General features: G+C 70.9%; 26 protein-coding genes. 10 read left to right on the top strand and 16 right to left on the bottom strand.

Features of this window, described 5'->3' with window-relative positions; translation table 11 throughout:
* Window positions 1-100 precede the first annotated feature (100 nt).
* Both AC4PMY_RS17340 and AC4PMY_RS17335 read left to right on the top strand, forming a co-directional pair.
* Window positions 101-937: a DUF1206 domain-containing protein gene (locus AC4PMY_RS17340; RefSeq protein ID WP_064295496.1), complete on the top strand. Its 837-nt coding sequence runs from the start codon at window positions 101-103 to the stop codon at window positions 935-937.
* Window positions 938-1,029: 92 nt separating this feature from the next.
* Window positions 1,030-2,868 carry a DEAD/DEAH box helicase gene (locus AC4PMY_RS17335; protein WP_064295443.1) on the top strand — a complete coding sequence of 613 codons (1,839 nt, stop codon included), beginning with the start codon at window positions 1,030-1,032 and terminating at the stop codon, window positions 2,866-2,868.
* An 84-nt stretch (window positions 2,869-2,952) separates the two neighbouring features.
* Here AC4PMY_RS17335 and AC4PMY_RS17330 read toward each other — a convergent pair whose 3' ends face one another.
* The 3 genes from AC4PMY_RS17330 to AC4PMY_RS17320 are packed head-to-tail and all read right to left on the bottom strand — an operon-like array spanning window position 2,953 to window position 5,602.
* A complete protein-coding gene (locus AC4PMY_RS17330; protein WP_064295444.1) occupies window positions 2,953-3,516 on the bottom strand; it encodes a hypothetical protein in 564 nt (187 codons plus the stop codon).
* A 57-nt stretch (window positions 3,517-3,573) separates the two neighbouring features.
* Window positions 3,574-4,932, bottom strand: a complete 1,359-nt coding sequence (locus AC4PMY_RS17325; protein ID WP_491623290.1) for a sensor histidine kinase — start codon at window positions 4,930-4,932, stop codon at window positions 3,574-3,576.
* Entirely contained in the window at window positions 4,925-5,602 is a 678-nt protein-coding gene (locus AC4PMY_RS17320; protein WP_491623289.1) for a response regulator transcription factor, read from the bottom strand. The genes AC4PMY_RS17325 and AC4PMY_RS17320 overlap by 8 nt, the downstream gene beginning before the upstream one ends.
* 122 nt (window positions 5,603-5,724) lie before the next feature.
* On the opposite strand from AC4PMY_RS17320, the gene AC4PMY_RS17315 reads away from it, so the two are divergent.
* The 6 genes from AC4PMY_RS17315 (at window position 5,725) to AC4PMY_RS17290 (ending at window position 10,971) form a co-directional block, all read left to right on the top strand.
* A complete protein-coding gene (locus AC4PMY_RS17315) occupies window positions 5,725-6,552 on the top strand; it encodes a helix-turn-helix domain-containing protein (RefSeq protein ID WP_071260670.1) in 828 nt (275 codons plus the stop codon).
* A 239-nt stretch (window positions 6,553-6,791) separates the two neighbouring features.
* Window positions 6,792-7,817: an iron-siderophore ABC transporter substrate-binding protein gene (locus tag AC4PMY_RS17310; protein WP_491623288.1), complete on the top strand. Its 1,026-nt coding sequence runs from the start codon at window positions 6,792-6,794 to the stop codon at window positions 7,815-7,817.
* Window positions 7,817-8,860, top strand: coding sequence for a FecCD family ABC transporter permease (locus AC4PMY_RS17305; RefSeq protein ID WP_491623376.1), 1,044 nt, complete (start codon window positions 7,817-7,819; stop codon window positions 8,858-8,860). Before AC4PMY_RS17310 ends, AC4PMY_RS17305 begins: the two co-directional genes overlap by 1 nt.
* Window positions 8,857-9,909, top strand: a complete 1,053-nt coding sequence (locus AC4PMY_RS17300; RefSeq protein ID WP_491623287.1) for a FecCD family ABC transporter permease — start codon at window positions 8,857-8,859, stop codon at window positions 9,907-9,909. Before AC4PMY_RS17305 ends, AC4PMY_RS17300 begins: the two co-directional genes overlap by 4 nt.
* A 34-nt stretch (window positions 9,910-9,943) precedes the next feature.
* On the top strand, window positions 9,944-10,747 hold the full coding sequence (locus AC4PMY_RS17295; protein ID WP_491623286.1) for an ABC transporter ATP-binding protein: 804 nt from the start codon (window positions 9,944-9,946) through the stop codon (window positions 10,745-10,747).
* Between the two features lie 38 nt (window positions 10,748-10,785).
* A complete protein-coding gene (locus AC4PMY_RS17290) occupies window positions 10,786-10,971 on the top strand; it encodes a hypothetical protein (RefSeq protein WP_064295450.1) in 186 nt (61 codons plus the stop codon).
* A 6-nt stretch (window positions 10,972-10,977) separates the two neighbouring features.
* Here AC4PMY_RS17290 and AC4PMY_RS17285 read toward each other — a convergent pair whose 3' ends face one another.
* The gene (locus AC4PMY_RS17285) at window positions 10,978-11,442 is read right to left on the bottom strand and encodes a carboxymuconolactone decarboxylase family protein (protein WP_064295451.1); all 465 of its coding nucleotides are present in this window, start codon (window positions 11,440-11,442) and stop codon (window positions 10,978-10,980) included.
* 101 nt (window positions 11,443-11,543) lie between these two features.
* The gene (locus AC4PMY_RS17280) at window positions 11,544-11,762 is read right to left on the bottom strand and encodes a hypothetical protein (RefSeq protein WP_064295452.1); all 219 of its coding nucleotides are present in this window, start codon (window positions 11,760-11,762) and stop codon (window positions 11,544-11,546) included.
* Window positions 11,763-11,787: 25 nt separating this feature from the next.
* On the opposite strand from AC4PMY_RS17280, the gene AC4PMY_RS17275 reads away from it, so the two are divergent.
* On the top strand, window positions 11,788-12,333 hold the full coding sequence (locus AC4PMY_RS17275) for a CGNR zinc finger domain-containing protein (RefSeq protein WP_491623285.1): 546 nt from the start codon (window positions 11,788-11,790) through the stop codon (window positions 12,331-12,333).
* On the opposite strand, the gene AC4PMY_RS17270 is transcribed toward AC4PMY_RS17275, so the two are convergent.
* The 7 genes from AC4PMY_RS17270 to AC4PMY_RS17240 all read right to left on the bottom strand — a co-directional run bounded on the left by AC4PMY_RS17270 (window position 12,322) and on the right by AC4PMY_RS17240 (window position 20,860).
* Window positions 12,322-13,506 carry a sensor histidine kinase gene (locus AC4PMY_RS17270; RefSeq protein ID WP_491623284.1) on the bottom strand — a complete coding sequence of 395 codons (1,185 nt, stop codon included), beginning with the start codon at window positions 13,504-13,506 and terminating at the stop codon, window positions 12,322-12,324. The two genes, AC4PMY_RS17275 and AC4PMY_RS17270, sit on opposite strands and share 12 nt — an antisense overlap.
* A gap of 123 nt (window positions 13,507-13,629) precedes the next feature.
* Window positions 13,630-14,811, bottom strand: a complete 1,182-nt coding sequence (locus AC4PMY_RS17265) for a M20 metallopeptidase family protein (protein ID WP_491623283.1) — start codon at window positions 14,809-14,811, stop codon at window positions 13,630-13,632.
* Window positions 14,808-16,478, bottom strand: a complete 1,671-nt coding sequence (locus AC4PMY_RS17260) for an amidohydrolase (RefSeq protein ID WP_491623282.1) — start codon at window positions 16,476-16,478, stop codon at window positions 14,808-14,810. Before AC4PMY_RS17260 ends, AC4PMY_RS17265 begins: the two co-directional genes overlap by 4 nt.
* Window positions 16,478-17,941: an amidohydrolase gene (locus AC4PMY_RS17255; RefSeq protein WP_491623281.1), complete on the bottom strand. Its 1,464-nt coding sequence runs from the start codon at window positions 17,939-17,941 to the stop codon at window positions 16,478-16,480. Before AC4PMY_RS17255 ends, AC4PMY_RS17260 begins: the two co-directional genes overlap by 1 nt.
* Complete coding sequence (locus AC4PMY_RS17250; protein WP_491623280.1) at window positions 17,938-18,612, bottom strand: FMN-binding negative transcriptional regulator; 675 nt, start codon at window positions 18,610-18,612, stop codon at window positions 17,938-17,940. The genes AC4PMY_RS17255 and AC4PMY_RS17250 overlap by 4 nt, the downstream gene beginning before the upstream one ends.
* Window positions 18,609-19,589 (bottom strand): hydroxymethylglutaryl-CoA lyase, encoded by a 981-nt coding sequence (locus tag AC4PMY_RS17245; RefSeq protein ID WP_491623279.1) that lies wholly within the window; start codon window positions 19,587-19,589, stop codon window positions 18,609-18,611. Before AC4PMY_RS17245 ends, AC4PMY_RS17250 begins: the two co-directional genes overlap by 4 nt.
* Complete coding sequence (locus tag AC4PMY_RS17240) at window positions 19,586-20,860, bottom strand: hydroxymethylglutaryl-CoA reductase, degradative (protein WP_071260684.1); 1,275 nt, start codon at window positions 20,858-20,860, stop codon at window positions 19,586-19,588. The genes AC4PMY_RS17245 and AC4PMY_RS17240 overlap by 4 nt, the downstream gene beginning before the upstream one ends.
* A gap of 202 nt (window positions 20,861-21,062) precedes the next feature.
* On the opposite strand from AC4PMY_RS17240, the gene AC4PMY_RS17235 reads away from it, so the two are divergent.
* Window positions 21,063-22,868, top strand: coding sequence for a GAF domain-containing protein (locus tag AC4PMY_RS17235; RefSeq protein ID WP_071260734.1), 1,806 nt, complete (start codon window positions 21,063-21,065; stop codon window positions 22,866-22,868).
* Between the two features lie 14 nt (window positions 22,869-22,882).
* Here AC4PMY_RS17235 and AC4PMY_RS17230 read toward each other — a convergent pair whose 3' ends face one another.
* From AC4PMY_RS17230 to AC4PMY_RS17215, 4 genes are read right to left on the bottom strand one after another with little or no spacing between them, the layout of a single operon-like run.
* Complete coding sequence (locus AC4PMY_RS17230) at window positions 22,883-23,308, bottom strand: cupin domain-containing protein (RefSeq protein WP_491623278.1); 426 nt, start codon at window positions 23,306-23,308, stop codon at window positions 22,883-22,885.
* A 37-nt stretch (window positions 23,309-23,345) separates the two neighbouring features.
* Window positions 23,346-24,119 (bottom strand): ABC transporter ATP-binding protein, encoded by a 774-nt coding sequence (locus AC4PMY_RS17225; protein WP_064295462.1) that lies wholly within the window; start codon window positions 24,117-24,119, stop codon window positions 23,346-23,348.
* Window positions 24,116-24,985: an ABC transporter ATP-binding protein gene (locus AC4PMY_RS17220; protein ID WP_064295463.1), complete on the bottom strand. Its 870-nt coding sequence runs from the start codon at window positions 24,983-24,985 to the stop codon at window positions 24,116-24,118. Before AC4PMY_RS17220 ends, AC4PMY_RS17225 begins: the two co-directional genes overlap by 4 nt.
* 57 nt (window positions 24,986-25,042) lie before the next feature.
* Window positions 25,043-26,614 (bottom strand): ABC transporter substrate-binding protein, encoded by a 1,572-nt coding sequence (locus AC4PMY_RS17215; RefSeq protein WP_491623277.1) that lies wholly within the window; start codon window positions 26,612-26,614, stop codon window positions 25,043-25,045.
* Between the last annotated feature and the right edge of the window lie 80 nt (window positions 26,615-26,694).

Raw genomic sequence — 26,694 nt, 5'->3', positions numbered from 1 at the left:
GAGGTGCCGCTCGGATCGGTGCTCGATCGACGACGCCGGTCCACCGGCACGGCGCGCAACCCCCCCTGGTGGTCGGGAACCCGGCCGCTACCGTGGTCTGATGCCTGAGAACGCACGCGCCGCCGCAGACCAAGCCGCTGGAACCGCACACAACAGCACGACCCTCCGCACGCTCGCCCGCACCGGTCACGCCGTCAACGGGTTGCTCCACGTCCTCATCGGCGGGATCGCGATCTCCATCGCCCTGTCCGGCGCGAGCGGTGGATCCGGCGGCGGCGGTGACGCGGACCAGTCGGGTGCGCTCAAGACGCTTGCAGGCACGCCCGGCGGGATCGTCATCATCTGGGTCGTCGCCGTCGGCCTGTTCGCCCTCGGTCTCTGGACGGCGATCTCCGCCTTCCTCGTGCGCGAATCCGACACCCGCAAGCGGTGGAGCAAGCGGATCTCGACCGCCGGACGCGCGATCGCCTACCTCGCCGTCGGATCGACCGCGCTGACCTTCGCCCTCGGCGGCAGCCAGGACTCCTCGCAGTCCAGCCAGGGCCTCACAGCGACACTCCTGTCCTCCCCCGGCGGGGTGTTCGTCGTCATCGTCGTCGGCCTCGTGGTCATCGGCATCGGCGGCTTCTTCGTCTTCAAGGGCGTCACGCGGAAGTTCCTCGAGGACGTGCACCCGCCCACCGGCACGACGAAGCGTGCCGTCGTCGTCCTCGGCGTCATCGGATGGGTCGCCAAGGGGATCGCACTGGTCACCGTCGGCATCCTGTTCCTCGTCGCGGCCGCCACCCAGGACCCCGAGAAGGCCTCCGGCATGGACGGTGCCATCTCGGCATTGGCCGCGCTCCCGTTCGGCGTCGTCATCCTGCTCGTGGTCGGCGTCGGGCTGATCGCCTATGGACTCTTCTGCGGTGCCCGGGCGCGCTGGGGCAGCCTGTAGGACGGTGAGGCGGGCGCCCCGGGCGACGGCGCGGACCGGTCGGCTCCAGACCATGTCCTGCAAACGCTTGCGTTGCGACTACCGTTAGGAGTATGACGTCTTCTGATTCCACGACGCAGCCCGAGGCGGAACCCGCCGGCGCTACGCAGACCTTCTCCGACCTCGGCCTCGACGACGCGGTGCTCAAGGTACTCAAGGACGTCGGCTACGAGACCCCGTCCGCCATCCAGGCGGCCACCATCCCGCTGCTGCTCGAGGGACGCGACGTCGTCGGCCTCGCACAGACGGGCACCGGCAAGACCGCGGCGTTCGCCCTGCCGATCCTGTCCCGCCTCGACATCACGCAGAAGACGCCGCAGGCGCTCGTCCTCGCACCGACCCGTGAACTCGCCCTCCAGGTCTGCGAGGCGTTCGAGAAGTACGCCACCCACCTGCGCGGCGTCCACGTCCTGCCCGTCTACGGCGGCCAGGGCTACGGCGTCCAGCTGTCGGCCCTCCGTCGCGGCGTCCACATCGTCGTCGGCACGCCGGGTCGCATCATGGACCACCTGGAGAAGGGCACCCTCGACCTCACGGAGCTCAAGTACCTCGTGCTCGACGAGGCCGACGAGATGCTGAAGATGGGCTTCGCCGAGGATGTCGAGACGATCCTGGCCGACACCCCGAAGGACAAGCAGGTCGCGCTGTTCTCCGCGACGATGCCGTCGTCCATCCGTCGCATCTCCGCGAAGTACCTGAACAACCCGGAAGAGATCACGGTCAAGACGAAGACCACGACCTCGGCCAGCATCACGCAGCGCTACCTGACGGTCTCCTACCCGCAGAAGGTGGACGCGCTGACCCGCATCCTCGAGACCGAGAACTTCAGCGCGATGATCATCTTCACGCGCACGAAGAACGAGACCGAGACGCTCGCCGAGAAGCTCCGCGCACGCGGTTACTCGGCTGCCGCCATCAACGGCGACGTCGCCCAGGTGCAGCGCGAGCGGACCGTCAACCAGCTGAAGGCAGGCAAGCTCGACATCCTCGTCGCGACCGACGTCGCCGCGCGCGGTCTCGACGTCGAGCGCATCAGCCACGTCGTCAACTACGACATCCCCGTCGACACCGAGTCCTACGTGCACCGCATCGGTCGCACCGGCCGCGCCGGACGCACGGGCGACGCGATCAGCTTCGTCACACCGCGCGAGCGCCACCTGCTGAAGGCCATCGAGCGGGCCACCCGTCAGCCGCTCACGCAGATGCAGCTGCCGAGCGTCGACGACGTCAACGCGACCCGCCTCACCCGCTTCGACGACGCGATCACCGAAGCGCTCGGCCAGACCGAGCGCATCGAGCGTTTCCGCGAGATCATCGGCCACTACGTCTCGCACCACGATGTCCCCGAGGCCGATGTCGCCGCGGCGCTGGCCGTCGTGTCCCAGGGCGAGACGCCGCTGCTCCTCTCCGCGGAGGACGAGCGCCGCCGTCGTGAGGAGTTCGACAACACCAACCGCGGCAACGACCGCGCCGGTCGCGACCGTCGCGACTCCGGTGACCGCGGCTCGCGCTTCGACCGCGGCGACCGGAGCGACCGCGGCGATCAGGGCGACCGCCCCGAGCGTCGCAGCCGCCCGTCCAGCGGACCGATGGCCCCGTACCGCATCGCCGTGGGTCGTCGCCAGAAGGTCGACCCGCGTCAGATCGTGGGCGCGCTCGCGAACGAGGGTGGTCTGAAGCGCGAGGACTTCGGTGCGATCCAGATCAAGCCGGACTTCTCGATCGTCGAACTCCCGGCGAGCCTCGGCAACGACGTCTTCGACCGTCTCGAGAACACCCGCATCAGCGGCAAGCTCATCGAGCTCCGTCCCGACCGCGGCGGCCCGGCCCGCCGACGCGACGACGAGGGCGGCACGGGCGGCGGCTCGTACGACCGCAAGCCGCGTTCCTAGCACGCCACACAGACGACGAGAGCCGGACGGAATCCTGGGATTCCGTCCGGCTCTCGTCGTTCCGCACCCGGCGGGGTGCGTCCGTCAGTCGCGCGGGTCGAGCACGCTCGTGACCACGGCGTAGTCCGCGTCGAGCGTGATCTCGAGCTCGTCGCCGTTCTCGAGGAGGACGTCGACCTCGAACGCCTCGCCGGGGTCGTCACTGCGGTCGACGTCGGTCACGGTACCGCCCTTCGCCTCGGCGAGCGCCGCCTTCGAGGCCGCGTCGAACTCGGTGTCGGTCAGCGGCACGTCGTCGGCGTCACGGGCGTCGCGGTCGTCGGTCGCCGCCGTGGTGTCACCGTCGTCGACGGCGGTGCCACCGTCGCGGTCGGTGTTCGACGCCGCCGTGACGCGGTCGTCGTCGGCGTCGCCGAACTCGTCCACGGCGTAGGCGGCACCGGCTCCACCGAGGGCGAGGGCCCCGACGACGATCGCGGTGATCCACACGGGCTTCCGGCGCCAGAAGGCCGACTTCCCGGAGGTCGCCGGGGTCGCGGGGATGGCGGTGTGATCGGTCGTCTCGACACGGTCGATGGGCTCGATGCGCTCGGTGGCTGCGGTGTCCTGCGTACGATCGGTGGGCTGGGAGGCGGTGTTCTCGTTCATGTGCCCCAGACTGTCCGAGGAGCGCTGAAGCGGACCTGAAGCGAGCTGAAGCCGCGTTCAGGAAGCGGACGACGCCGGGAGCGTGACGATGAACGCCGCACCGCCGAGCGCGCTGTCGACGAGTTCGATCGACCCACCGTGCAGCCGCACGACGTCGGCCACGATCGCCAGGCCCAGGCCCGAACCGCCAGCGTCACGCGAACGGCTCTCGTCGAGGCGGACGAACCGTTCGAACACGTGTGCGCGGGACTCGACCGGCACGCCGGGGCCGTCGTCCTCCACGGAGATCCTGACGAACCGACCATCGGTGGCGGATCCCAGTCGGACCACGGAGCGCGCGTGCCGGACGGCGTTGTCGACGAGGTTCCGCACCACCCGGGCGAGCAGGACGTCGTCGCCGTCGCCCCTCGCCGCCGCGACGGCCGCGGACTCGACACGCAGTCCGCCTGCAGACCGAAGGCGAGCGGCCTCCGCCAATAGGAGGTCGTCGACGTCGACCGTGCGCCGCCCGGTGCCCACCGCCCCTTCGTCGAGCTTCGCGAGGAGCAGGAGTGACTCGACGAGCCCCTGCATCCTGGCACCCTCCTCGAGGACCATCGAGGACAGCTCGGCCGGATCGACCCGGTCCGGGTGGAGCGCCGCAACCTCGGCGTACTGCCTGATCACCGCAAGCGGTGAGCGGAGCTCGTGGGAGGCGTCCGACACGAACCGCCGCTGCGCCGTCTGGGCGTCCTCGAGCCGCTCGAGCATGCCGTTCATCGTCCCGGCGAGGCGACCGATCTCGTCGCCCGTGTCGGGGACCTCGATCCGTCGGTGCAGCTCGCCCGCCCCGAGCTCCGAGACCTCACGGCGGATGCGTTCCACCGGCGCCAGCGCACGCCCGACGAGTAGCCAGGTCAGGCCGCCGACGAGGCCGACGAGCACGGGCACCGCGATGAGGAGAAGCATCGACACGAGTCCGACGGCGTCGTCGGTCTCCTCGAGGGAACGGCCCGCGAGGACGACGAGGTCGCGGCCGTCGACGTCGACGTCCTCACTGGCGAACACCACCGGCTCGTCGTCGACGACCGAGACGAACACGTCACCGTCCGGGATCGGCGTCGGGAGCTCGATCTCGTCGTCCGTCCGGTCCACGACACGTCCGTCCTCGACGAGGACCAGGAGTCGACCGTCGTCCTCGGGCAGCGTCGTCGCGTCGGCCGCGACGAGCTGTGCCGAGACGCTCTCCGCCTCGGCCGAGGCGCTCTGTTCGACGCCGGAACGCAGCGCCGCGGAGAACAGGCCGACGAACGCCGCGGAGCCGACCCCGAGGAAGAGTCCGACCGCGAGCACCGATCCGAGCGCCGCGCGGGCTCGGACGGAGCGCCACAGCCGCCGTCGGGGCGCGACCGCTCCGTGCTGCCCGCCGTCAGCCACGACCGCCCGCCAACCGGTATCCGAACCCGCGCACGGTCTCGATCGAAGCACGCTCGAAGGGGCGGTCCACCTTGTTGCGGAGATGTCCGACGTAGACCTCGACGATGTTGGGGTCGCCCTCGAAATCGTCGTCCCAGACGTTCTGCAGGACCTCGCGCTTCGACACCACCTCGCCCCCGCGTCGCATGAGGAACTCGAGGACCGCGAACTCGCGCGAGGTCAGGTCGATCGGGACGTCGCCCCGGTGGACCTGCTTCGACGCCGGGTCGAGCCGCAGTTCGCCGATCTCGAGCACCGTCGGCCGCTCCCGCGATCCACGCCGGACGAGTGAGCGGATCCGTGCGACGAGCACCGCGAAGGAGAACGGTTTGCTCAGGAAGTCGTCGGCACCGGTGTCGAGGGCCTCGACCTGGTCCCAGTCGCCGTCCTTCGCCGTGAGCATGAGGATCGGGGTCCAGTCGCCCGCGTCGCGGAGCTGCTGACAGACGCGGTAGCCGCTGAGGCCCGGCATCATGATGTCGAGGATGATGGCGTCGTAGCGATGCTCGCCGGCCATCCACAGGCCGTCGACACCGTTCACAGCGAGGTCGACCGCGAAGCCCTCCGCCTCGAGCCCTCTCCGAACACCGTCGGCGAGTCGCACCTCATCGTCCACGACGAGTATCCGCATCCGGTGCAACCTCCAGGCTCCGTGCCGGTCGGCGGTCGAGCGGCGCGTCCCAGTCTGGCGCGGACGAGCTGAAGCAGTGCTGAAGCGGGACGGTCCGGCGCGGACCCCCGTACGCTGGAGCGGTGCCAGTCCCCGCCGCCGCCGACCCGTGGGAGCAGTCCCTCGACGCGACGGACACGGCTCCGGCGCGCCGCCGACTCCCCCTCTACGAGGCCGGCGCGATCCCCGTGCCCTTCGTCATCCGCGGCAACACCGAGCGGATCGCGCGGGACACGCACTGGGACGAGCACTCCCACCCCACGCACGAGCTCCTGTGGAACGATCGCGGCGCATCCACCGCGAGCGTCGACGAGCGTGTCTGGACCGTCACCCCGCACCACGGTCTCTGGATCCCGGCCGGTGTCCGCCACACCGGATGGACCCCGGCGGGCACCTGGCAGCGGGCCGCGATGTTCAGCGTCGATCGGGTCCCGACGATCTCCGAGCAGCCGACGGCGGTGGAGGTGACGCCTCTGCTGCGTCTCCTGCTCGATCGGCTCAGCGACGCCGAGCTCGAGGACCGCGCGCGTGCCACCACCGAGGCCGCCATCGTCGACGTGCTGGAGCCGGCCGAGCACGAGCTGCTCCTCCGAGTCCCCCGGTCGGCGCTCCTGGCACCCATCGCCGAGCGCATACGCATCGACCCGTCCGACACGACCTCGCTCGTCGACTGGGCCACCCGATTGGGCGTGAGCACCCGGACGGTGACGCGCGCCTTCGAATCAGAGACCGGGTTGGGGTTCACCCGCTGGGTCGCCGCCGCCCGTGCCCAGCACGCGATCACCCGGCTCACGGCGGGTGACAGCATCGACGAGGTCTCGACCGCCGTCGGGTACCGCTCGTCGACGGCGTTCGGGACCGCGTTCCGCCGCGTCACCGGCATGAGCCCCGGGCGATTCCGGAACCGCTAGGACGGATCGGTGGATCCGCGATCGGTTGTCCGATTCGCGAAGGAACGCGTCGGATCCGCTCGATTGCGCCAGGATCGGTTGCCAGCTAACTTTGGTTAGGCAACCCTTCATCTCCTTCTCCTCGTGCATGATGCCGGCCGCTCACGGTCGCCATACCCGACCCCTCGACGACGTCCTCGGGCGCCGTCGTTCGTCGTGCCCGCACGCAGGTGTCAGCCAGCAGCACCCGAAAGGACCCCATGCAGCGCGCACCACGTCTCATCGCCCTCTCCGCGGCGGCGTTCCTCACCATCGGCCTCGCGGCCTGCTCGTCGTCGTCGGCCGACGAAGGCACCGGCAGCGGCGACGGCTTCACGCCGATCACGATCGAGCACGCCCTCGGCACCACGACGATCGACGCCAAGCCGGAGCGCGTCGCCACCGTGAACTGGGCGAACCACGAGGTGCCACTGGCCCTCGGCGTCGTGCCCGTCGGGATGGCCGCTGCGAACTTCGGTGACGACGACGGCGACGGGATGCTCCCCTGGGTCGAGGAGAAGCTCGAAGCGCTCGACGCCGAGACCCCGGTGCTCTTCGACGAGACCGACGGGATCGACTTCGAAGCCGTCGCCGACACGAAGCCCGACGTCATCCTCGCCGCATACTCGGGGCTCACCCAGGAGGACTACGACACCCTCACCGAGATCGCCCCCGTCGTGGCCTACCCGGAGACCGCCTGGGGCACGTCCTGGCGCGACACCATCCTGTTCAACAGCGAGGCCATGGGCATGGCTGACGAGGGCGAAGCACTCGTGACGCAGCTCGAAGACGAGATCAGCGACGCGGCGGCGGCGTATCCGCAGCTCGAGGGCAAGACCGCGATGTTCCTCACCCACGTCGACACCAGTGACCTCAGCGAGGTCAGCTATTACACGACCCACGACACCCGCACCGCGTTCTTCGAGGACCTCGGCCTCGCGTTCCCCGAGAGCATCGCGACGGCCTCCGCCGAGACCGAGTCGTTCTCCCTCACGCAGAGCGCCGAACAGGCCGACGCGTTCGGCGACGTCGACATCATCGTGACCTACGGCGGCGACGAGCTCATCGCGGCACTCGAGGCCGACCCGTTGCTGTCGCAGATGCCCGCGGTCGCGAACCGCGCCATCGTCGCCCTCCCCGGCACCAGCCCGCTCGGAACCGCCGCCAACCCGACGCCGCTCTCGATCTCCTGGATCCTGGACGACTACCTGAAGCTGCTCGCGCAGGCGGCTGACCAGGCGGCGTGATCACCGGCACCGCCACCCCACCCGCCTCGGGTGTCGCCGTCGTGCGACGCCCGAGGCGGGTTCGTGGGCTCTGGCTCCTCGTCGCAGCCCTCGTCCTCCTCGCCGCGATGGTCGGTTCCGTGACGATCGGCTCGCGCGACGTCGACTGGTCGGCGGTCCTCGGTGCCTTCGCAGGTGGCGTGGACGGCTTCGACCAGGCGGCGGTGGCCAAGCGGATCCCACGCACGCTCCTGGCGGTCGTGGCCGGTGCGGCGCTCGGCGTCTCCGGCGCCGTCATGCAGGGCGTGACCCGCAACCCCCTCGCCGACCCGGGCATCCTCGGGATCAACCTCGGCGCCTCCCTCGCCGTCGTGACCGGTCTCGCGTACTTCGGGCTCGCAGCGGCGAACACCACCGTCTGGGTCGCGATCATCGGTGCCGGAGCCACGGCGGTCTTCGTGTACACGGTCGGCTCGCTCGGCCGCGGTGGCGCGACCCCGCTCAAGCTCGCCCTCGCCGGGGCCGCGACGTCGGCCGCCCTCGCCTCCGTCATCACCGCCGTCGTGCTTCCCCGCGGCGACATCGCGAGCAGTGTGCGGTCCTGGCAGATCGGGGGCGTTGGCGGCGCCACCCTCGTCCAGCTCGAGCAGGTCCTACCGTTCCTCGTCGTCGGGTTCCTCGTCTGCCTGCTGTCGGCCCGCGGCCTCAACTCCCTCGCACTCGGCGACGACCTCGCCGCCGGCCTCGGCGAACGGGTCGCCATCGCACGCGGTGCGGCGGCCCTCGGTTCGGTGGTGCTCTGCGGGGCGGCGACCGCGGTCACCGGTCCCATCGGCTTCGTCGGGCTCGTCGTACCGCACGCCTGTCGGCTCATCGTCGGCGTCGACCACCGGTGGCTCCTCCCCTTCTCCGCCGTCGTCGGGGCGATCCTCCTCACCGTCGCCGACGTCCTCGGCCGCATCGTGGCCCGCCCCGCGGAGATCGACGTGGGCATCATCACCGCGCTGATCGGCGCACCGATCTTCATCGCGATCGTCCGACGCCAGAAGGTGAGCGCCCTGTGACCGGCGTCGACGAGCAGACGCCCTCGACCATCGACCGCGTCGTCGGTGGACGCCGGGTGCGCCGTCGTCGCCGGGTCGCCGTCATGACCGCCCTCGCCGCGCTCATCGTCGCGGTCTTCCTGATCTCGCTGATGGTGGGCAACACCTTCTATCCGCCGAGCGACGTCGTGCGCGTCATCCTCGGTCACGACGTGCCGGGCGCCTCCTTCGCCGTCGGACGGTTGCGGCTCCCCCGGGCGGTCCTCGCGGTCGTCGCCGGCGCCTCGTTCGGCCTGGCCGGCGTCACCTTCCAGACGATGCTCCGGAACCCCCTCGCGAGCCCGGACATCATCGGCATCAGCGCCGGGTCGAGCGCAGCCGCCGCCTTCGCGATCGTCACCCTCTCGCTCGGCGCGACCGAGGTGTCGGTCTTCGCCATCGTCGTCGGCCTCGCGGTGGCGGTCCTCGTCTACGTCCTGGCCTACCGCGGCGGCGTCGCCGGAACCCGACTCATCCTGATCGGCATCGGTGTCGCCGCCATGCTCGACAGCGTCACGACGTACATCCTGTCGCGGGCGGCCCAGTGGGACCTGCAGGAGGCCACCCGGTGGCTGACCGGCAGTCTCAACGGGACGAGCTGGTCGCAGCTCGGTCCGGTCGTCGTGGCACTGCTCGTGCTCGGCCCCGTCCTCCTTGCCCAGTCGAGGAACCTCGCCGCGACCCGACTCGGCGACGACACCGCCGCCGCACTCGGCGTCCGCGTCGGCCGGACCCGGTTGATCATCATCGTCGCGGCCGTCGGGCTGATCGCGTTCGCGACCGCGGCGTCGGGTCCCATCGCGTTCGTCGCGTTCCTCTCCGGCCCCATCGCCTCGCGGATCGTCGGCCGCGGCGGGTCGATGCTCGTGCCCGCCGCGCTCGTGGGCGCCCTCCTCGTCCTCGTGGCCGATCTCACCGGGCAGTACCTCCTCGGCGCACGCTACCCCGTCGGCGTCGTGACCGGGGTGCTCGGGGCGCCGTTCCTCATCTGGCTCATCATCCGCACCAATCGCGCCGGTGGCTCGCTGTGACCGGCACGCCGCCCGACCATCCCGGAGGCACCCTGTGACCACGGAACACCAGCTCCTCGTCGAGCGACTCGCACTCGGCTACGGCGACCGGACCGTCATCGACGGACTCGACCTCCTCGTTCCGCCCGGTCGGGTGACGGCGATCGTCGGCGCGAACGCCTGCGGCAAGTCGACGCTGCTGCGATCGATGTCCCGCCTGCTGACGCCTCGGAGCGGCCGCGTCGTCCTCGACGGCAAGGACGTGCACCGACTGCCGGCGAAGCAGCTGGCACGCACGCTCGGCCTGCTCCCGCAGTCGCCCATCGCGCCGGAGGGGATCACGGTCGCCGACCTCGTCGGCCGGGGCAGGCACCCGCACCAGGGCTTCCTCTCGCGCTGGAGCACCGAGGACGACGTCGCTGTCGCCGCAGCCCTCGACGCCACCGAGACGAGCGAGCTCGCGGACCGGCACGTCGACGAGCTGTCCGGCGGACAGCGTCAGCGCGTGTGGATCGCGATGGCGCTCGCGCAGCAGACCGACCTGCTCCTCCTCGACGAACCGACCACCTTCCTCGATGTGAGCCACCAGGTGGAGGTGCTCGACCTCCTCACCGACCTCAACCGTTCGCGCGGGACGACCATCGTCATGGTGCTCCACGACCTGAACCTCGCCGCACGATACGCCGACCACCTCATCGCCCTCGCCGGCGGCCGCGTCCATGCGGCGGGGACGCCCCACCAGGTGCTGACGGAGTCGACGGTGCGCGCGGTGTTCGGACTGCAGAACCAGGTCATCACCGATCCGACCTCGGGCAGGCCGCTCATGCTGCCGATCGGCCGTCACCACGTGACGGTGTGAACGGCGGCGTCACCGCCGACCGCGTCTAGGCTGGGCGCATGGGTGATGAGGACCGCCGGAAGCGAGCCGCCGAGCAGGAGGCCCGGGCACTGCGTGCGCTCGAGTCGATCAGGAACGGTGGCGATCTCGGCCAGGAGACGCTCGACCTCTCGAACGAGTACTCCGACGGGCTGGGCACCCGCGTCGCAGCGTGGTTCCGCGGCGCGAGACGCCGGAAGGACTGACCGCCGTCAGTCCGCCTGCTCCGGGCGCACCGGGTAGTGGCTCGTGATCGAGACGCGGTTGAAGGCGTTGATGACGATCGCCAGCCATCGGACGGCGGCGATCTGACCGTTCGTGAGCGTCGACAGGTCGTCGTCCGGCAGTCGCCGGCGATGTTGCACGTCCGCGATGAGGGTGACGTCCTCGGTGATCGCGAGGGCTGCCTGCTCCACCGGGCTGAAGTACTCGCTGTCGCGCCAGGCGGACAGGATGGCGAGGCGTTCCGTGGTCTCGCCGAGCGCGATCGCATCGGCGACGTGGATGCGCAGGCAGTACGCGCAACCGTTGATCTGCGAGGCCCGGATCCGGATCAGCTCGATGAGCCGCTTGTCGATGCCGGTGGCGAGGGCCGCTCGACCCGCGGCGCGTCCGGTCTCGACGAGCGCCTGATAGACCTCGGGTGATTCCTTGTCGAGCCAGACGTCGGCGCTCATGGGGTTCCTCTCGTCACTGGGCGGGCGCGGTCCCGCATGCATGCGTCCAACGCTAACGCGCGCGGCGGGAGGACGTCACCGTGGTCCGTCTCGGTGCTGCATCACCGCGGCGGGATGTCCTGGCGCGTGACCGCGACCGCTGGTTCGTCGGCGTGGGGTCGCAGTTCCACCCGACGACTGCCGCAGGCGGTACACCGGAGGTAGCGCAGCGACCCCTCCGAGGTGATATGCGCCGACTCCGTCGCCCAGGTGTGGCGGCAGGCGTCGAGGGCGTTCGGCGACGGTTCGGAGGACTGCGGGGGTGCGTCGAGGAGGGTCATGACTCCACCATGATGTAATGGCGTTATGCATCTCAACCCTTACGGTTCGTACGCTGTCCTCCTGGCCGCGTCGCTGGCGAACGACTGGCCCGACGACCGGCACGGCATCGTCGCCCGCACCCGCGAGCACGGGATGACCATGCCCTTCACCGAGGTGACCGACGACCACGCCCGAGTCCGCCGGGTCGTCGACGAGTGGCTGACCGTCGTCGACGCGGCAGACGATCAGGCCAGGGCGACCGCACTCAACCGTCAGATGGCTTCCGCGGCCGCGTTCCCGCGGCTGACGGACCACGACGGCGAGGGGTGGCACCTGCACTACCGCGACGAGCATCAGGCGCTCCCCGAAGTCCTGGCCGCGGTGATCAGCGTCGGGACCGCCCTCCACCTGACGACGAGGGGGATGCAGCGGCTCGGTCGGTGTGCCGCGGGGACCGAACCCGGCGACACGTGCCGGCGGGTCGTCGTCGACGTCACCCGCAACGGCCGTCAGCGCTACTGCTCGGTGCGGTGCGCCAACCGGTCGGGCGTCCGCAGGCACCGCGCACGCGCGGGCGGCTCAGCCCGCTGACCGGGCGTCGGGCAACAGGAACCAGACGCTCGCTCCCCCGAGACCCGACTCGTCGATCTCGATCCGGCCACCGTGCGCCTCGACGATGCGTCGGCAGGTCGAGAGGCCGATGCCGAGGCCGGCGACCTCGCTCCCCGCCGCGCGTTCCATGAGGTCGAAGACGCGCTCACGCTGCTCCGGAGCGACGCCGGGACCGTTGTCCTCGACCGCGACCAGCACCCCGGCGGAGACCCGCTCGGCCTGGACGAGCACGTGCGGGACGACTCCGGCGGCCGCACTGAACTTCACGGCGTTCGCGATCAGGTTCTGCAGCAGGGCTCGCAGCAGCGTCTCGTCGCCGTGCACCTGGAGGCGCGTGTCGACCTCGACGGTCGCGCCGGTCGAGGTGATGGTCGCGTCGAGGTCCTCGACCACGGAGGACACGAGCGGCTCGAGGTCGATCGGGACGCGTCGCGGACGGGCGCCACCGATCCGTGCGAAGTCGAGCAGGTCGGTGATCATCGCCGCCATCCGGTCGGCGGCGGACTCGGCTCGCGCGAGCGCCTTCGCCGCGTGTGGCGCGTTCACCATCTCCGGACTGTCGGTCGCGAGCTCGAGGAACCCGGAGACCGCCATGAGCGGGTTGCGCAGGTCGTGGCTCACCTGCCCGGCGAACTGGGCGAGCTGTTCGTTGGACTGGCCGAGCTCGTGCGTCAGGCGAAGCAGCTCGAGGACGTCGACGACCTGCCTCGCGAGGAGGTCCAGGGCTTTGCCCTGTTCCGCGGACAGCTCTCGGACACGGTCGTCGAAGATGCACAGGGTGCCGATCGGGACGCCGTCGGGGGTGATGAGCGGGCTCGACGCGTAGAAGCGGACGTTGGCGAGCTCACCGGTGACGAAGGGGTTCGCCGCGAAGCGTGGGTCCTCCCGAGCGTCCGAGACGATCGACCGCACCCGCTGTTGGAACACGACCGCGCACATCGAGTCCTCGCGCGAGCAGCTCGCCGGTTCCAACCCGACCGCGGCGATCTGGTGCTGGAACCGGTCGTCGATGATGTTGATCACGGCGGTCGGCACGTCGCACATGGCCGCGGCGAGGTGGACGAGACTCTCGAGGTCCGTCTCGGGCGGACGACCGACGACCTGGTACTCGGCGATCGCGGCACGCCTCGTGATGTCCTCTGCGGTGATCACGCGCGGCCTTTCGTCGTCGGAATCCGGAACGTGTCCATGCTACCCATCCAGGGCACGTGCGCTGCTCCAGTTGTCGGGTTCGTCCGGGACGTCCCTCGTTGCACTCGGACGGTCGACCGTCGCTCACGCGAGCTGGAGACGCCTCCAGGCGAGTTCGGCGAGCACCGCGGCCTGCAGGTCCAGAACGCCGTCATCGAACACCGCGCGCTCGGAGTGCAGCGCGACGGATCCCTCGTCGGGGGCGGCGCCGACGAAGACGAGCGTGCCGGGGACCTCGTCGAGGATGTAGGCGAAGTCCTCCGACGCCATCGACGGCACCTCCTGGCGGATGACCCGGTCTGGCCCCACGAGCGCGTCGAGCGTGCTGAGGACGAACCGCGTCTCCTCCGGGTCGTTGACGGTGACGGGGTAGGACGCGATGAACGTCGACTCGAGGGTGCAGCCGTGCGCCTCGGCGATCGCGGTCAGCAGCTCAGGCAGCTGCTCACGCACCGTCTCGAGCGTCGCCTTCGACAGCGTGCGGATGTTCGCCTCAAGGCTGACGGCCGAGGCGAGCACGTTGCTGGCCTCGGAGTCGCTGCTCAGCCGGGTGATGGAGATGACGGCCTGGTCGGTGGCCGGAAGCCGACGGGCCGCGAAGGTCTGCACCGCGAGGATGAGGTGCGCGGCGACCGGCACCGGGTCGACGGCGAGGTGCGGAAAGGCCGCGTGACCGCCCGTCCCACGGATGGTGAGCTGCAAGGCGTTGGCACTCGCCATCATGGCGCCCTCCCGCGTGACGAGCTGCCCGCGTGGGGTGCTGCAGTCCACGTGCAGTGCGTACGCCGCGACGGGTCGTTCTCCGGCGATGTCGAGCAGACCTTCCTCGAGCATGAGCCGCGCGCCGGCCTGGCCCTCCTCCCCCGGCTGGAACATGAACACGACCGTGCCGGCGAGGTCGGCGCGACGGGCGGCGAGCAGGCGGACGGCGCCGAGGAGGCCCGCCATGTGGAGATCGTGGCCGCAGGCGTGCATGGCTCCGGACGTCGACGCGAACGGCAGCCCGGTCGCCTCGGTGACCGGCAGACCGTCCATGTCAGCGCGGAGCAGCACGGTGGGGCCGGGAGCACCACCCCGGAGGACGGCGACGACCGAGGAGAGGCCGGTGCCCGTCGTGACCTCCAGGCCGAGCCCGGCGAGTTCGCGCAGGATGATCCCCTGGGTCGCGGGCAGGTCGAGGCCGACCTCGACGGCCTGATGCAGTTCGCGCCGGACCGCCACGAGCTCGTCGCGTATCGCCGTCGCGTCCTCCTGGAAGACGGTCACGAGCGCACCGTTTCGAGGTGCGGCGAGCGCCGGTACACCTGCTCGCCGCGGATCCACGTCTCGGCGACCCTGACGGTGGCGATCTCGTCCGCGGGGACGGAGAAGACGTCGCGGTCGAGGACGGCGAAGCTGCCGTCGTACCCCGTGGCGATCCGACCGACACTGTCGAGCGGCGAGAGCAGGCCGGCTCGTCCCGTGTACAGCAGGAGCGCCTGGGCGACGCTGACGGCTTCCTCGGGGACGAAGTCGGCGCCGTTGTAGGCCTGTCGTCGGACGGCGGCCTCGACGGACAGCATGACGTCGTCGGCGCCGCTCCAGGCCGTGGCGGGGCGGTCGGAGGAGAGCGCGAGTGGCCCGATGGTGCGGAACAACCGCGCGATCGGGTAGGCGTCGGGGACCTGTTCGGCGCGGAGTGCGAGTTCGTAGCCGTCGTATTCGGCGAAGAAGAACACGGTGTGGGTGGCGATCCCGAAGGTCATGCGCGCCGCGCGGAGCCGTTCGGCGTACTCCTCGCTGATGATGGTCGCGTGCTCGATGCGGACGGACGGGATGCCCTCGAGCCAGGGCTCCTGGTCTGCGAAGAGGCTCGCGACGCGGTCGAGCGCTTGGTCACCCATGGCGTGCACCGCGAGCTGGACGCCGTTGCGGCGAGCCCAGGCGCCGGCTGCGAGCACGTCGTCGTCCTCGACGAGCCGGAGTCCGTGGTCGCAGGATTCGGGATACGGTTCGGCGACCCAGGCGGTGCGGTTCGAGTAGGCCCCGTCGAGGACGACCTTCACCCCGCCGATGCGGATCCGCCCCTCGCGATCGTCAGGGGTCAGCTCGTCGAGTGGCGCGGAGGGGTCCCAGCCCGGGTAGAGGGCGACGCGGGTGCGGAGCCCCTTGGCGGCAGCGGCGCGGAAGGCGTCGAGGGGGTCGTGCAGCCGGTTGGACAGCAGGTCGCACACGGCGACGATCCCTCGTGAGGCCAGTTCCTCGCCGATCGCGACGAGCGAGGCGACCTGCTCGTCGCGTTCCGGCACGGGGATGAACCTGGCGACCGCATCGACCGCGGCGATCTCGGTGAGGACGCCGTTCGGTTCGCCGTCCGGTCCGCGTTCGAAACGTGCTCCGGCCGGGTCGGGCGTGATGGCCGTGATGCCCGCGAGGCGGAGCGCCGCGGTGTTGCAGACGGCGGAATGGGCGTCGCAGCGCCAGACGAGGACGGGGCGTTCTGTGGACACCGTGTCGAGATCGGCCGCGGTCGGCATCCGCCCCTCGGGGAACTTCGTGTCGTCGAACCCTCGGCCGAGCACCCACGCGCTCGGCGCGGTCAGGGTCGCCTGGTGCTCGCGCAGCCGCTCCACGAGTCCGTCGATCGAGACCACCGACGGCGGGAAGCACTCGGCGGCCACAGCAGTGGCGGCCATGAGCGCCGGGTGGGTGTGGCTGTCGATGAGGCCGGGGAGCACGGTGCGTCCGCCGAGGTCGACCGCGGGTTCCCCCGCGACGGCAGACGCTTCGCCCACCCAGTCGAAGCGGCCGTCGACGATGCGGAACGCGGAGGCGACGTCCGTCTCGTCGGTGCCGGTGAACACCCGGGCGTTCGTGAAGAGCTGCGAGGTGGCCGGCGTCGCGGTGGGTTGCGGTGTCACGGTGGGGGTCTCCGTCCCGGTCTCGGCTGCCATCAGATCGCGCGCCAGGTGAATCGACCGCCGAGCAGGGTCGCGGCGACCGGCATCGACCGCAGCCGCTCGGCGTCGGCGTCGAACGGGTCGAGGTCCGTGATGACGAGGTCGGCGGGCTGTCCGACCGCGATCGACGTCCGGACGCTCGCGGCCAGGGCCACGTCCAGCGGGAGCCGTTGCTCTGGGTGCCAGGCGTCGCGGCCGTCTCGACTCCGGCTCGTCGCGGAGGCGATCGCCTGCCACGGGTCGAGTGGCGAGACCGGAGCATCCGAGCCGAGTCGGAGGCCGACGCCTGCGCGGTGCAGGGATCCGAACGCGAAGGCGCGACCCGTGCGGCCGCTCCAGTGGCGGTCGGCGACGTCGCGGTCGTCCATCGCGTGCTCGGGTTGCACGCTCGCGATGAGCCCGAGGCTCGCGAACCGGGCGAAGTCCTGCTCGCGCACGAGCTGGGCGTGCTCGATGACGCCACGCATCCCGAGCGCTTCGAAGGTGTCGAGGACCTCGGTGTTGGCTCGGTCGCCGATCGCGTGGACGGCCGCCTCGATCCCGGCGCTCCTCGCTCGTTCCAGCAGTCGGCGAAGCTCGTCGACGGAGACGCTCTCGACCCCGCAGGCGTGCGGGCTCGAGGGGTCGACGCCCGGATACGGGTCCCAGCACCAGGCGGTCCTCGTGTTGAGGGAACCGTCGACGACGACCTTGAGTCGTCCCATGGTGAGGAGTCCGGCCGGGTCGATCGCGTCGCCGGTGCGGAGTCCCGCCGCGATGACGGACTCCAGCCGGTCGGGCCACGCGGCGGCCTCGATCCGCAGGCTCGTCGCGCCGTCCGCGATGCGCTCGGACCACTCGCCGAGGTTGTCGGTGTTCTCGAACTCGACGACCCCGACGACGCCGCGGCGGGCTGCCGCGTCGGCGGCGTCCCGGTAGGCGTGCGCGGCGAGCCCGGAGTGCTGGTCGATCCGCTGCAGCGCCTCGATCCACGGTGCTTCGGCGACGACACCGCTCGCGTCGAGGTCCAAGCCGAGGCGTCGCGCGGCGCGCGTGTTCATCCAGGCGCAGTGCAGGTCGCCGCTGACGAGGACGACGGGTACGTCCGATTCGGTGGCCTCCAGCGCGGCGAGGGTCGCCGGCTGCGTCCACAGGCCGTCGCGGAAGCCATACCCCATGAGGAACCCATCGGTGAGGGGTGCATGGGTGTCGACCGCGCGACGGACGGCCGCGAGGACGTCGGCCGCGCTGGCGGTGGCGGTCAGGTCGATCCGGCGCCGCTGGATCACCCACTGGGTCATGTGGACGTGGGCGTCCCAGAGCCCCGGTCCGACGGTGCGTCCGGCGACGTCCACGACCTCGCCGGACGCCTGGACCGTCCCGGCCGGTCCGATCTCGGCGATCCGACCGTCGCGGACGAGGATGTCGACGGGCTCGCCGCCGGAGGGCCGTGCATTCCGGAGCGTGAGCTCGGTCACGGTGTCCGTGTCCCGTCGTCGGTGGTCGGCGCCGTCGTCCCCGTGTCGAGCCCATGGAGGGCGGCCATGCGGGCGGCCAGGCTCGGGTTCCGGTACGGACCCGGCTCCCCGAGCGCCGTGACGACCCGTTCGACGACCGCAGCCGGTTTGTCCTGGCTCATCTTCTCCTTGGCCTCGAACCGGGTCACGCGCAGGCGGAACCCGACCGTCCCGTGGACGATGCGCGCCGCGTACTCGCTGTTCGCGATCGTCCCGTTCATCAAGTACGGCTCGGGCAGCACACGCTCGAAGTGGGCGACGAGGCGGTCGAGTACCTGCAGGTTCTCCTCGTCCGGGAGCAGTTCGGGCACCCCGTACAGGTGAGCGACCGCGAAGTTCCAGGTGGGGACGGCCGGCGAGGTGTCGTACCAGCTCGGGGACACGTACCCCTGGGGCCCGTAGACGATCACCATGACCTCATGCTGGCCGAGCTCGTGCAGTCGCTCATCCGGCCGCCCGACGTGGCTGAGGAGCACGATCCCGTCCTCGTCCTCCTCGAGCAGGACCGGATAGTGCGACGAGACGAGCCCACGACCGGGGACGTGACTGACGACCGTCGCCCAGGGGTGCTCGCGCACGAGTGCGCGGACGGCTTCGACGTCGCCCTGGACGTACTCGGGGGTGTGCCTCATCTGCCGCCTCCTGCGGTGCTCGGGGTGTCGACCGCGGACGCTGCGGCCGCCAGGGCCGTCGCCACGTTCGAGGGGGCTGCGACGCCCCGGACGCGCGCCAACCAGGCGGTCGTCGCGGCGAGGGCCCCGAGGTCGAGCCCGGTGTCGATCCCGAGCCCGTGGAGCATCCACACGAGGTCCTCGGTTGCGAGGTTACCGGTGGCGCCCTTCGCGTACGGGCAGCGACCCAGGCCACCCACGGAGGAGTCGAACTCGGCGACGCCCAGGGAGAGCGCCGCGTACACGTTGGCGAGTCCCTGCCCGTAGGTGTCGTGCAGATGCAGCGCGACCGCCTCGACCGGTATCCCGGCGGCGAGCACGTCCCGGACGACGCGGGTCGTGAGCCCGGGCGTCCCCACGCCGATCGTGTCGCTGACGGCGACCGTCGAACACCCGGCGCGGTAGATCCGCACGGCGGCCTCGACGACCGTCGCCGGATCGACAGCACCCTCCCAGGGGTCCCCGAACGCCATCGACACGTAGCCGCGCACCGGGACGCCCTCCGCGGTCGCGGCGGCGACGACCTCCTCGGCCCGTTCGACGGCCCCCTCGCGCGAGGTGTTGAGATTGGCCCTGGCGAACGACTCCGACGCGCTCACGACCACGGACACCTCCCGGACACCCGCGTCGATCGCCCGATGCAGACCGCGCAGGTTCGGCACGAGGCCGACCGCCCGAGCACCCGTCGGCACCTCGAGTCCCGCGACGAGCCGTTCCGCATCCGCGAACTGCGGGATCCAGGTGGCCGGTACGAAACTCGTCACCTCGAGGTCCCGCGACCCCGCCTCGTACAGGCGCCGACAGAGCTCCGCCTTCACCGCCGTCGGCAGGATGTCCGTCTCGGCCTGCAGCCCGTCCCGCGGTGCCACCTCGTAGACGCGCACCCGGGTCGGGAGACCGTCCACCGGTTCCATCCGGGGCTGCGGAAGGCCGCTCATGCCGACGTCGCCCGGAGCTCGTCGAGCACCTCACGCGCGTACTCGACCCGGATCCGACGGTCGGCGACGATCCTCGCCGCGACCGCCCCGATCTCGTCCACGGTCGCGCCGGCGCTCGCCGCGATCGTCCGGGCGTGCAGGGTCATGTGTCCGCGCTGGATGCCTTCGGCGGCGAGCGCCCGACACGCGGCCAGGTTCTGGGCGAGGCCCACGGAGGCGATGACGGCCGCGAGTTCCCGGGCCGTCTCGACGCCGAGGAGAGTCACGCCCGCCTGCGCCGTCGGATGTGCCTTCGTCGCTCCACCGACGAGTCCGACGGCCAGTGGGACCTCGATCGTGCCGACGAGGTTCCCGTCGGCGTCCTGCTCGAACTGTGACAGCGCCGAATAGCGACCGGACCGCGCCGCGTGAGAGTGGCAACCTGCTTCGACCGCCCGGGTGTCGTTGCCCGTGGCGAGGACGACGGCCGTGATGCCGTTCATGATGCCCTTGTTGTGTGTGGCCGCCCGGTACGGATCGGCCTCGGCGAACGCGCTCGCGGCGACGATGTCGGCGACGACCTGCGCACCACCGAGGAGGTCGGCGTCGAACACCGCCCTGGCACGGGTGATGCGCTGATCGGCCTTGTTCGTGAGGATCCGCAGGAGGGTCCGCGATCCGGCGATCTCGGCGATGCGGGGCGCGATCGCCTCCGCCATCGTGTTCACGGCGTTCGCGCCCATGGCGTCGCGGACGTCGACGTGGAGGTGGACGATGACCTGCGTCCCGACGCGCGTCGGCAGGATCCGGACGTCGATGTCTCGGGCGCCACCGCCGAAGGAGACGAGGATCGGGTCGAGCTCGTTCGCGAGGGCGAGCAGTTCGTCCCGGGCCTCGAGGACACGGAGCCGCGCGGCGTGCGGGTCGACCGCGTCGAGGACCTGGATCTGCGCGATCATTACGTCGCCCGACGACGACGTCCGGAAGCCGCCGTGCACGCGCGCGATGCGGGCGGCGTTGGAAGCCGCGGCGACGACGCTCGGCTCCTCGGTCGCCATGGGGACGAGTCGGTCCTGGCCGTCGATGGTGAAGTTCGTCGCGACGCCCACCGGGATGGCGATGACGCCGACGACGTTCTCCACCAGGTGGTCCGCCTGGGCGATCGACAGGCCGGCGTCGGGTCGCAGTGCGGCGAGCGCCTCCGCCTCGATCCCGGCCCCATCGGCGACGAGCTCGAGCCGCTCGTCCGGCGTGTGGTCGCGCAGCCCCTGGATTCGGCTGTTTCTCGGCATGGGTCGCCCTTCGGTACAGGCAGACACCGGATCCTCGGTGCTGCGGTCAAGACGACCCTAGGAGCGGCGATCGTCGACGACGATGGGTGGATGACTCAGCGGATCGACGATCGTGTGGGCGGATCCCACACCCCGCTGGACCGGCCGTCGCTTTAGACTCCTGAGGGACCAGTCAGGAGACCCGATGCGAGAGCCTGCCGACATGCGAACGGCCACCGACCTCGTCGACGCCGACCCCGTCCACGACACCGAGCGGGAGCTGATCCGGCTGCGACGCCGCGAGCACGAGCTCTCCGCCCTGTTCTCCAGCGCCCGTGAACTGGCCGAGCTCCGCGACAGCGACGCCGTGCTTGCCAGGCTCGTCCAGCGCGCCCACCAGATGATGGGCGTCGATCTGGCCTACCTGTCCGAGTTCGACCCGGTCACGCACGAGTTACGGGTCCGCGAGACGAGTGGCTCCGTCAGTCCGTCGTTCCAGACGCTCCGGGTGCCTCCCGGGCGAGGGCTCGCGAGTGTCGTCGTCGAATCACGCACGGCCCAGTGGGTCGCGGACTACTCCGACTACTCGACCGACCGACACGAGCGCGGCATCGACGACGCGGTCGCAGCGGAGGGGCTCGTCTCCCTGCTCGGCGTGCCGATGCTCACGAGCGACGACGTCCTCGGCGTCCTCTTCGTCGGCAACCGCGACCGGAAGGACTTCTCCCCCGACGAGGTCGCGCTCCTGGCGGCGCTCGCGGACCACGCCTCGGTCATCCTCCAGACGACGCAGACCCTCCGCGACCTGCAGGACTCCGAGGACGCCAGCCGACGGAACCTCGCGGACCTCACCGCCCACCTCGTCGAACGCGACCGGGCGAACACCGTCCACCAGGAACTCGTCCAGGCGGTCCTCGCCGGGGGCGGATTCGCACCCGTCGCGGAGACGCTCGCCACCGCACTCGGCCGTGCGGTCGCCGTGACCGACGCGCAGGACCGGGTGATCGCGGCGGCCGGGCTCCCGCTCTCCCCCGGCATGCTCGACCTCGACGACGCCACCCGCGCAGCCATCACCGACAGCCGTCGCTCGGGCCACTGCGTCCTGGTCGCGAGCGGTGGTGTCGGAGCGGTCGCCGCCCTGTCCGCCGGCAGCCGGCACTTCGGCGTGCTCATCCTCGGTGACGGCGACTTCGAGCTCGGCGCCGTCGACCTCCGCACCGTCGAACGCGCGGCCCAGGTCGCGGCCCTCCTCGAGCTGCAGCAGGAGGCGGCCTCGGGCGCCGACCACCGCGTCCGCAGCGAACTCATCGCCGACCTCCTCGACGATGTGCCCGAACGCCGATCCGACGTCGAACGACGCGCCAGGCGCCTCGGCATCGACCTGCACGAACTCGACTCCCTGCTCCTCCTCGCCGTCCCGGGAGACCAGCAGACCACCGCCGCCCGGGCGCTCAGCCGCCGACTCGACGACCACGCGCTCGTCGGCGAGTACCGCGGGTACGTCGTCGCCGCACACGCCTCCGACCGCCGGCCGCTCGACGCCGACGCCGTCCGCCGACACGTCGCCGGCAGCATCCAGCAGCCCGTCGTCGCCGTCGTCCCCCGCACCGCTCCCGACGCCCTCACCTCCGCGTTCACCAGCGCGATGCGTACCGCCAGACTCATCGCCGCGCTGGAACTCTCGGACCTCACCGCATCGACCGACGACTTCCTGCCCTACTCCGCGATCTTCGACACCGATGCGCGGGCGCTCGCCGACTTCCTGCGCGACACCATCGGACTCGTCCGGCGCTACGACGCCGAGCGGAACGCCGACCTGCTCGGGACGCTGCGCGCGTTCGTGCGGAACAACGCGAGCCCCACCCGCACGGCGCGCGCCCTGAACTTCCACACGAACACGATCCTCCAGCGGCTCGACCGGCTCGACCAGGTGCTCGGAGCGTCCTGGCGCGAGGACGAGCGCATGTTCAGGCTCGGCATCGCCGTCCGCCTCGACGAGCTCCGTGAGCAGTTGCAGGCCGGACGGTAGGCGAGGTCGCCGGATCAGCGGTCCGTGTCCGCGGCGAAGGCCTCCACGCCCGACTGCGGGAACGGGTTGCCCGTCGGCCGGCCGAAGACGAGGATCATCTCGGCCACGGCGTCGGACTCGTTGCGGACACCGTGGACGAGCCCGGCCGGCGCATAGAACGCGTCGCCGGATCGCAACAGCCTCCGGTGCTCACCCGAGGTCACGACGAGTTCGCCCGCGGTGACGACGTACAGTTCGTCGGAGCTGTTCGGCGAACAACTCGCGTCGTCACCCTCCAGGTGGAGGTGCTCTCCCACTGCTGCTCCGGGTTCGAGGCGATACCGCATGACCGATGACGGCAGGGCCGTGGTCTGCTGGAAGTACCACTCCAGATCGATCCGGCCCGGGCCCTCGTACAGGGCCACCTCGTGAGCGTTGTCGCCGAGTCGTTGCACGCGCATCCGGTTCCTCCTGGTGGTCGTCGATCGGTGGGTGGGATCAGGTCCGGTAGAGGACGGGCATCGACTCGAGGAGTTCGCGCGTGTAGGCGTCCTGAGGTCGGGTCATGACCTGCTCCCCCGTCCCCTCCTCCACGACGCGGCCGTTGCGCATCACCGCCACCCGATGCGCGACGTGATGGACGACCGCCAGGTTGTGGGTGATGAAGAGGTAGGTCACGCCCGTCTCCTCCTGGAGGCGGACGAGCAGGTTGAGCACCTGCGCCTGCACGGAGACGTCGAGGGCCGAGGTCGGCTCGTCCAGGACGACGAACTCCGGCTTCGCCGCCATGGCCCTGGCGATCGCGATGCGCTGCCGTTGCCCACCGGAGAACTCGTGAGGGAAGCGCCCCGCGGCGTCCCCCGGCAGCCCCACCTGGTGGAGCGACTCGACGACCCGAGCTCGACGAGCTGCCGCCCCCAGCCCTGCGGCGACGAGCGGTTCGGCGATCGAACGTGCCACCGTGAAGCGCGGGTCGAGGGAGTCGTTGGGGTCCTGGAACACCATCTGCACCCGCCGCCGGTGCGTCCGCAGCGCCGACCCACGGAGCCGCGAGACGTCGCCACCGTCGAACTCGATGCAGCCCGAGCTCGGTCGCCGCATCAGGAGGATCGCCCGGGCGAGGGTGCTCTTCCCGGAGCCGGATTCTCCGACGAGTCCGAGCGTCTCGCCCCGACGCACTTCGAGCGACACGTCGTCGAGCGCGAGCGTCGCGTGCTCACCGTGTCCGAACCGTTGCGTGACGCCGTCGACGCGGAGCAGAGTGTCGCTCATCGGACCTCCTCCAGGACCGCCGGCGCCTCGGCGAAGTCGTTGTCGACGGGGATGACCGCCAACGGCGACCGCACCGGCACCGACGGTCGCGGAATGCTCTCGAGGAGCGCCCGGGTGTACGGATGCTGCGGGTCCGCGAGGACCCGCTCGGCGCGGCCGGTCTCGACGATGCGCCCGCGGTACATCACGGCGACCCGCTCGCAGAGCTGCCCGATGACGCCGAGGTCGTGGCTGATGAACAGGACGCCCATCCCCGTCTCGTCGCGCAGAGTCCGCAACAGCTCCAGGATCTGTGCCTGCACCGTCACGTCGAGCGCGGTCGTCGGCTCGTCCGCGACGAGCAGGGTCGGTCCGGCGGCCACCGCGATGGCGATCACGACTCGCTGGCGTTGACCGCCGGACAGCTGGTGGGGGTAGTAGCCGAGCCGTCGTTCCGCGTCGGGCATCCGAACGAGGTGCAGGATCTCCAACGCCCGCGCCCGAGCCTGCCGTTTGTCGGCGATCCCGTGGATGCGGAGGACCTCGGCGATCTGCGCCCCGATCCGCATGCACGGGTTGAGGGCGGACATCGGCTCCTGGAACACCATCGAGGCGCGCGCTCCGCGGAGCCCCGACCAGTCACGTTCCGTGGCGCCCTGCATGTCGGTCCCCGCGACGTCGAGGCGGGACGCCGTGACCGTCGCCGAGTCCGGCAGCAGCCCCATCATCGCGAGGGCGATGCTCGACTTCCCGCTCCCGGACTCGCCGATCACCCCGACGATCTCCCCCGGACCGACGCGCAGGGACACGTCCTGCACCGATGGCGCAGCACCACCGTAGGCGATGCTCAGCCTCTCCACGTGGAGGGCGTCGACGTCTCGATCCATGGTCAGACCAGCTTTCGCTCGAGTGGTGCGGGAGGGACGGTGGGGTGGACGACAGGACTACTGGCTCAGCCAGGCCTCGTCGAGCCGGTACCTGGAGTAGTACGCGTCGCTCTGGTAGTCGTGCAGCTTGGCGCTGTCCCAGACCTCGAAGTAGACCGGGACCGCGACCGGCACGATCTCGAGCACCTGCTCGGCCGCTTCCTCTGCCAGCTGGTCGACGAGTTCGGCGTACTCGGCCGGGTCCGAGGCGCTCTTCGCCTGCTGGAAGAGCTCTCGAGCCGCATCCGCCTCGGGGTTCCCCTCCCAGTGGTTGTAGACCCCGCCGTCGACGAGCACGGGGTCGTAGTAGAACAGCGACGCAGCACGAGGGCTGCCCGGGATGGCGACGAGGTCGGTCCAGCTCTCACCGGTCGTGAAGACCGGGGCGATCTCCGACAGCGGCTTCGCGTCGAGCTTCAGGGTGATGCCCGCTTCGGCCAGCTGCTGCTGCATCATCTCGTAGACGGGGTGGTGCGACTGCGCGACGTCGCCCATGTAGCTGAGCGTGATGGTCGGGTTCGGCTGGCTGGCGTCCGCGAGGAGTTCCTTCGCCCGGCTGACGTCGCGCTCGTAGTACGGCAGCCCCTTCGGGTTGAGCGCGCCGGGGTCACCGGCCGGTGGCACGAACGACAGCGCGGCGTAGCCGAGCATCGCCGTGTCGACGAGGGCCTGGCGGTCGAGGGACAGCGCGACGGCGCGACGGACGTCGATGTCGGCGAGCGGCCCGGTCTCCGGGTTGATGTAGATCGCGAGGTTCTGACGGTAGGACGCCTCCCCGAGGGTGAATCCGGCCTGGACCGCCTGATCGGCGAGGCTCCCGTCCGTGAAGTACGCGGCCTGGATGCTGCCCTGCTGCAGCGCGGCGAGGCGTGCGGACTCGTCGGGGATGAAGTCGAAGACGATCTCGTCGAGGTACGGTTTCGTGTCCTGCCAGGCGTTCTCGTTCTTCGCCATCGTGACGCTGACACCGTCGCTCCAGTCGGTCACCTGGAACGCGCCGGTCCCGAAAGTGGTCCGCTGCCGCTCGTCCGGGGTCGCCGCGCCATAGCCCTCCTCGCTCACGATGAAGAACGTCTGGCGTGCGGAGACCGCGTCCACGAAGGTGCCGTCCGGTGCGCTGAACCGGAACGTGACCTCGGTCTCACCGGTCTTCTCGATGCTCGAGACGTTCGCCAGGTAGGTGCTCGCCGACGTGGTGGCCTCTTTCATGAGGGTGAAGGAGTAGACGACGTCGTCGGCGCTGAACGCGCTGCCGTCGGCGAAGGTGACATCGTCGCGCAGCTCGAAGACCCAGGTGAGTTCGTCCGGTTGCGACCACTCGGTGGCGAGCGCCGGGATGACCTCGCCGTCGTCGTCCTTCGCGAGCAGCGTGTCGTACGCGACGGCGTTGATGACCTCGGCGGCGATCGCGCTGGCGGCCATCGGGTCGAGTCCGCCGGCCGACGGCTCGGCCGGGACGCCCCAGTGCAGGGTGCCGCCGGCGACCGGGTCGCCGCCCGCGTCGGCCGTGGATCCGCCGGGCGCACAGCCGCTGAGCGCGAGGGACACCGCCACGATGGCGACCGTCCCCGCGAGGATGCGTGTCTTCATTGCTGCCTCTTCTCTGGAGCGTCGTCCGTGGACGCCGCGTCGATGGTGGTGCGGGATGACGTGCCGTGGTGCGCCACTGC

The sequence above is a fragment of the Plantibacter sp. MDV22-iso1 genome (assembly GCF_058408345.1).
Note: the sequence above shows the minus strand (reverse complement) of the source record. Positions and strands in the feature narration are given on the sequence as shown.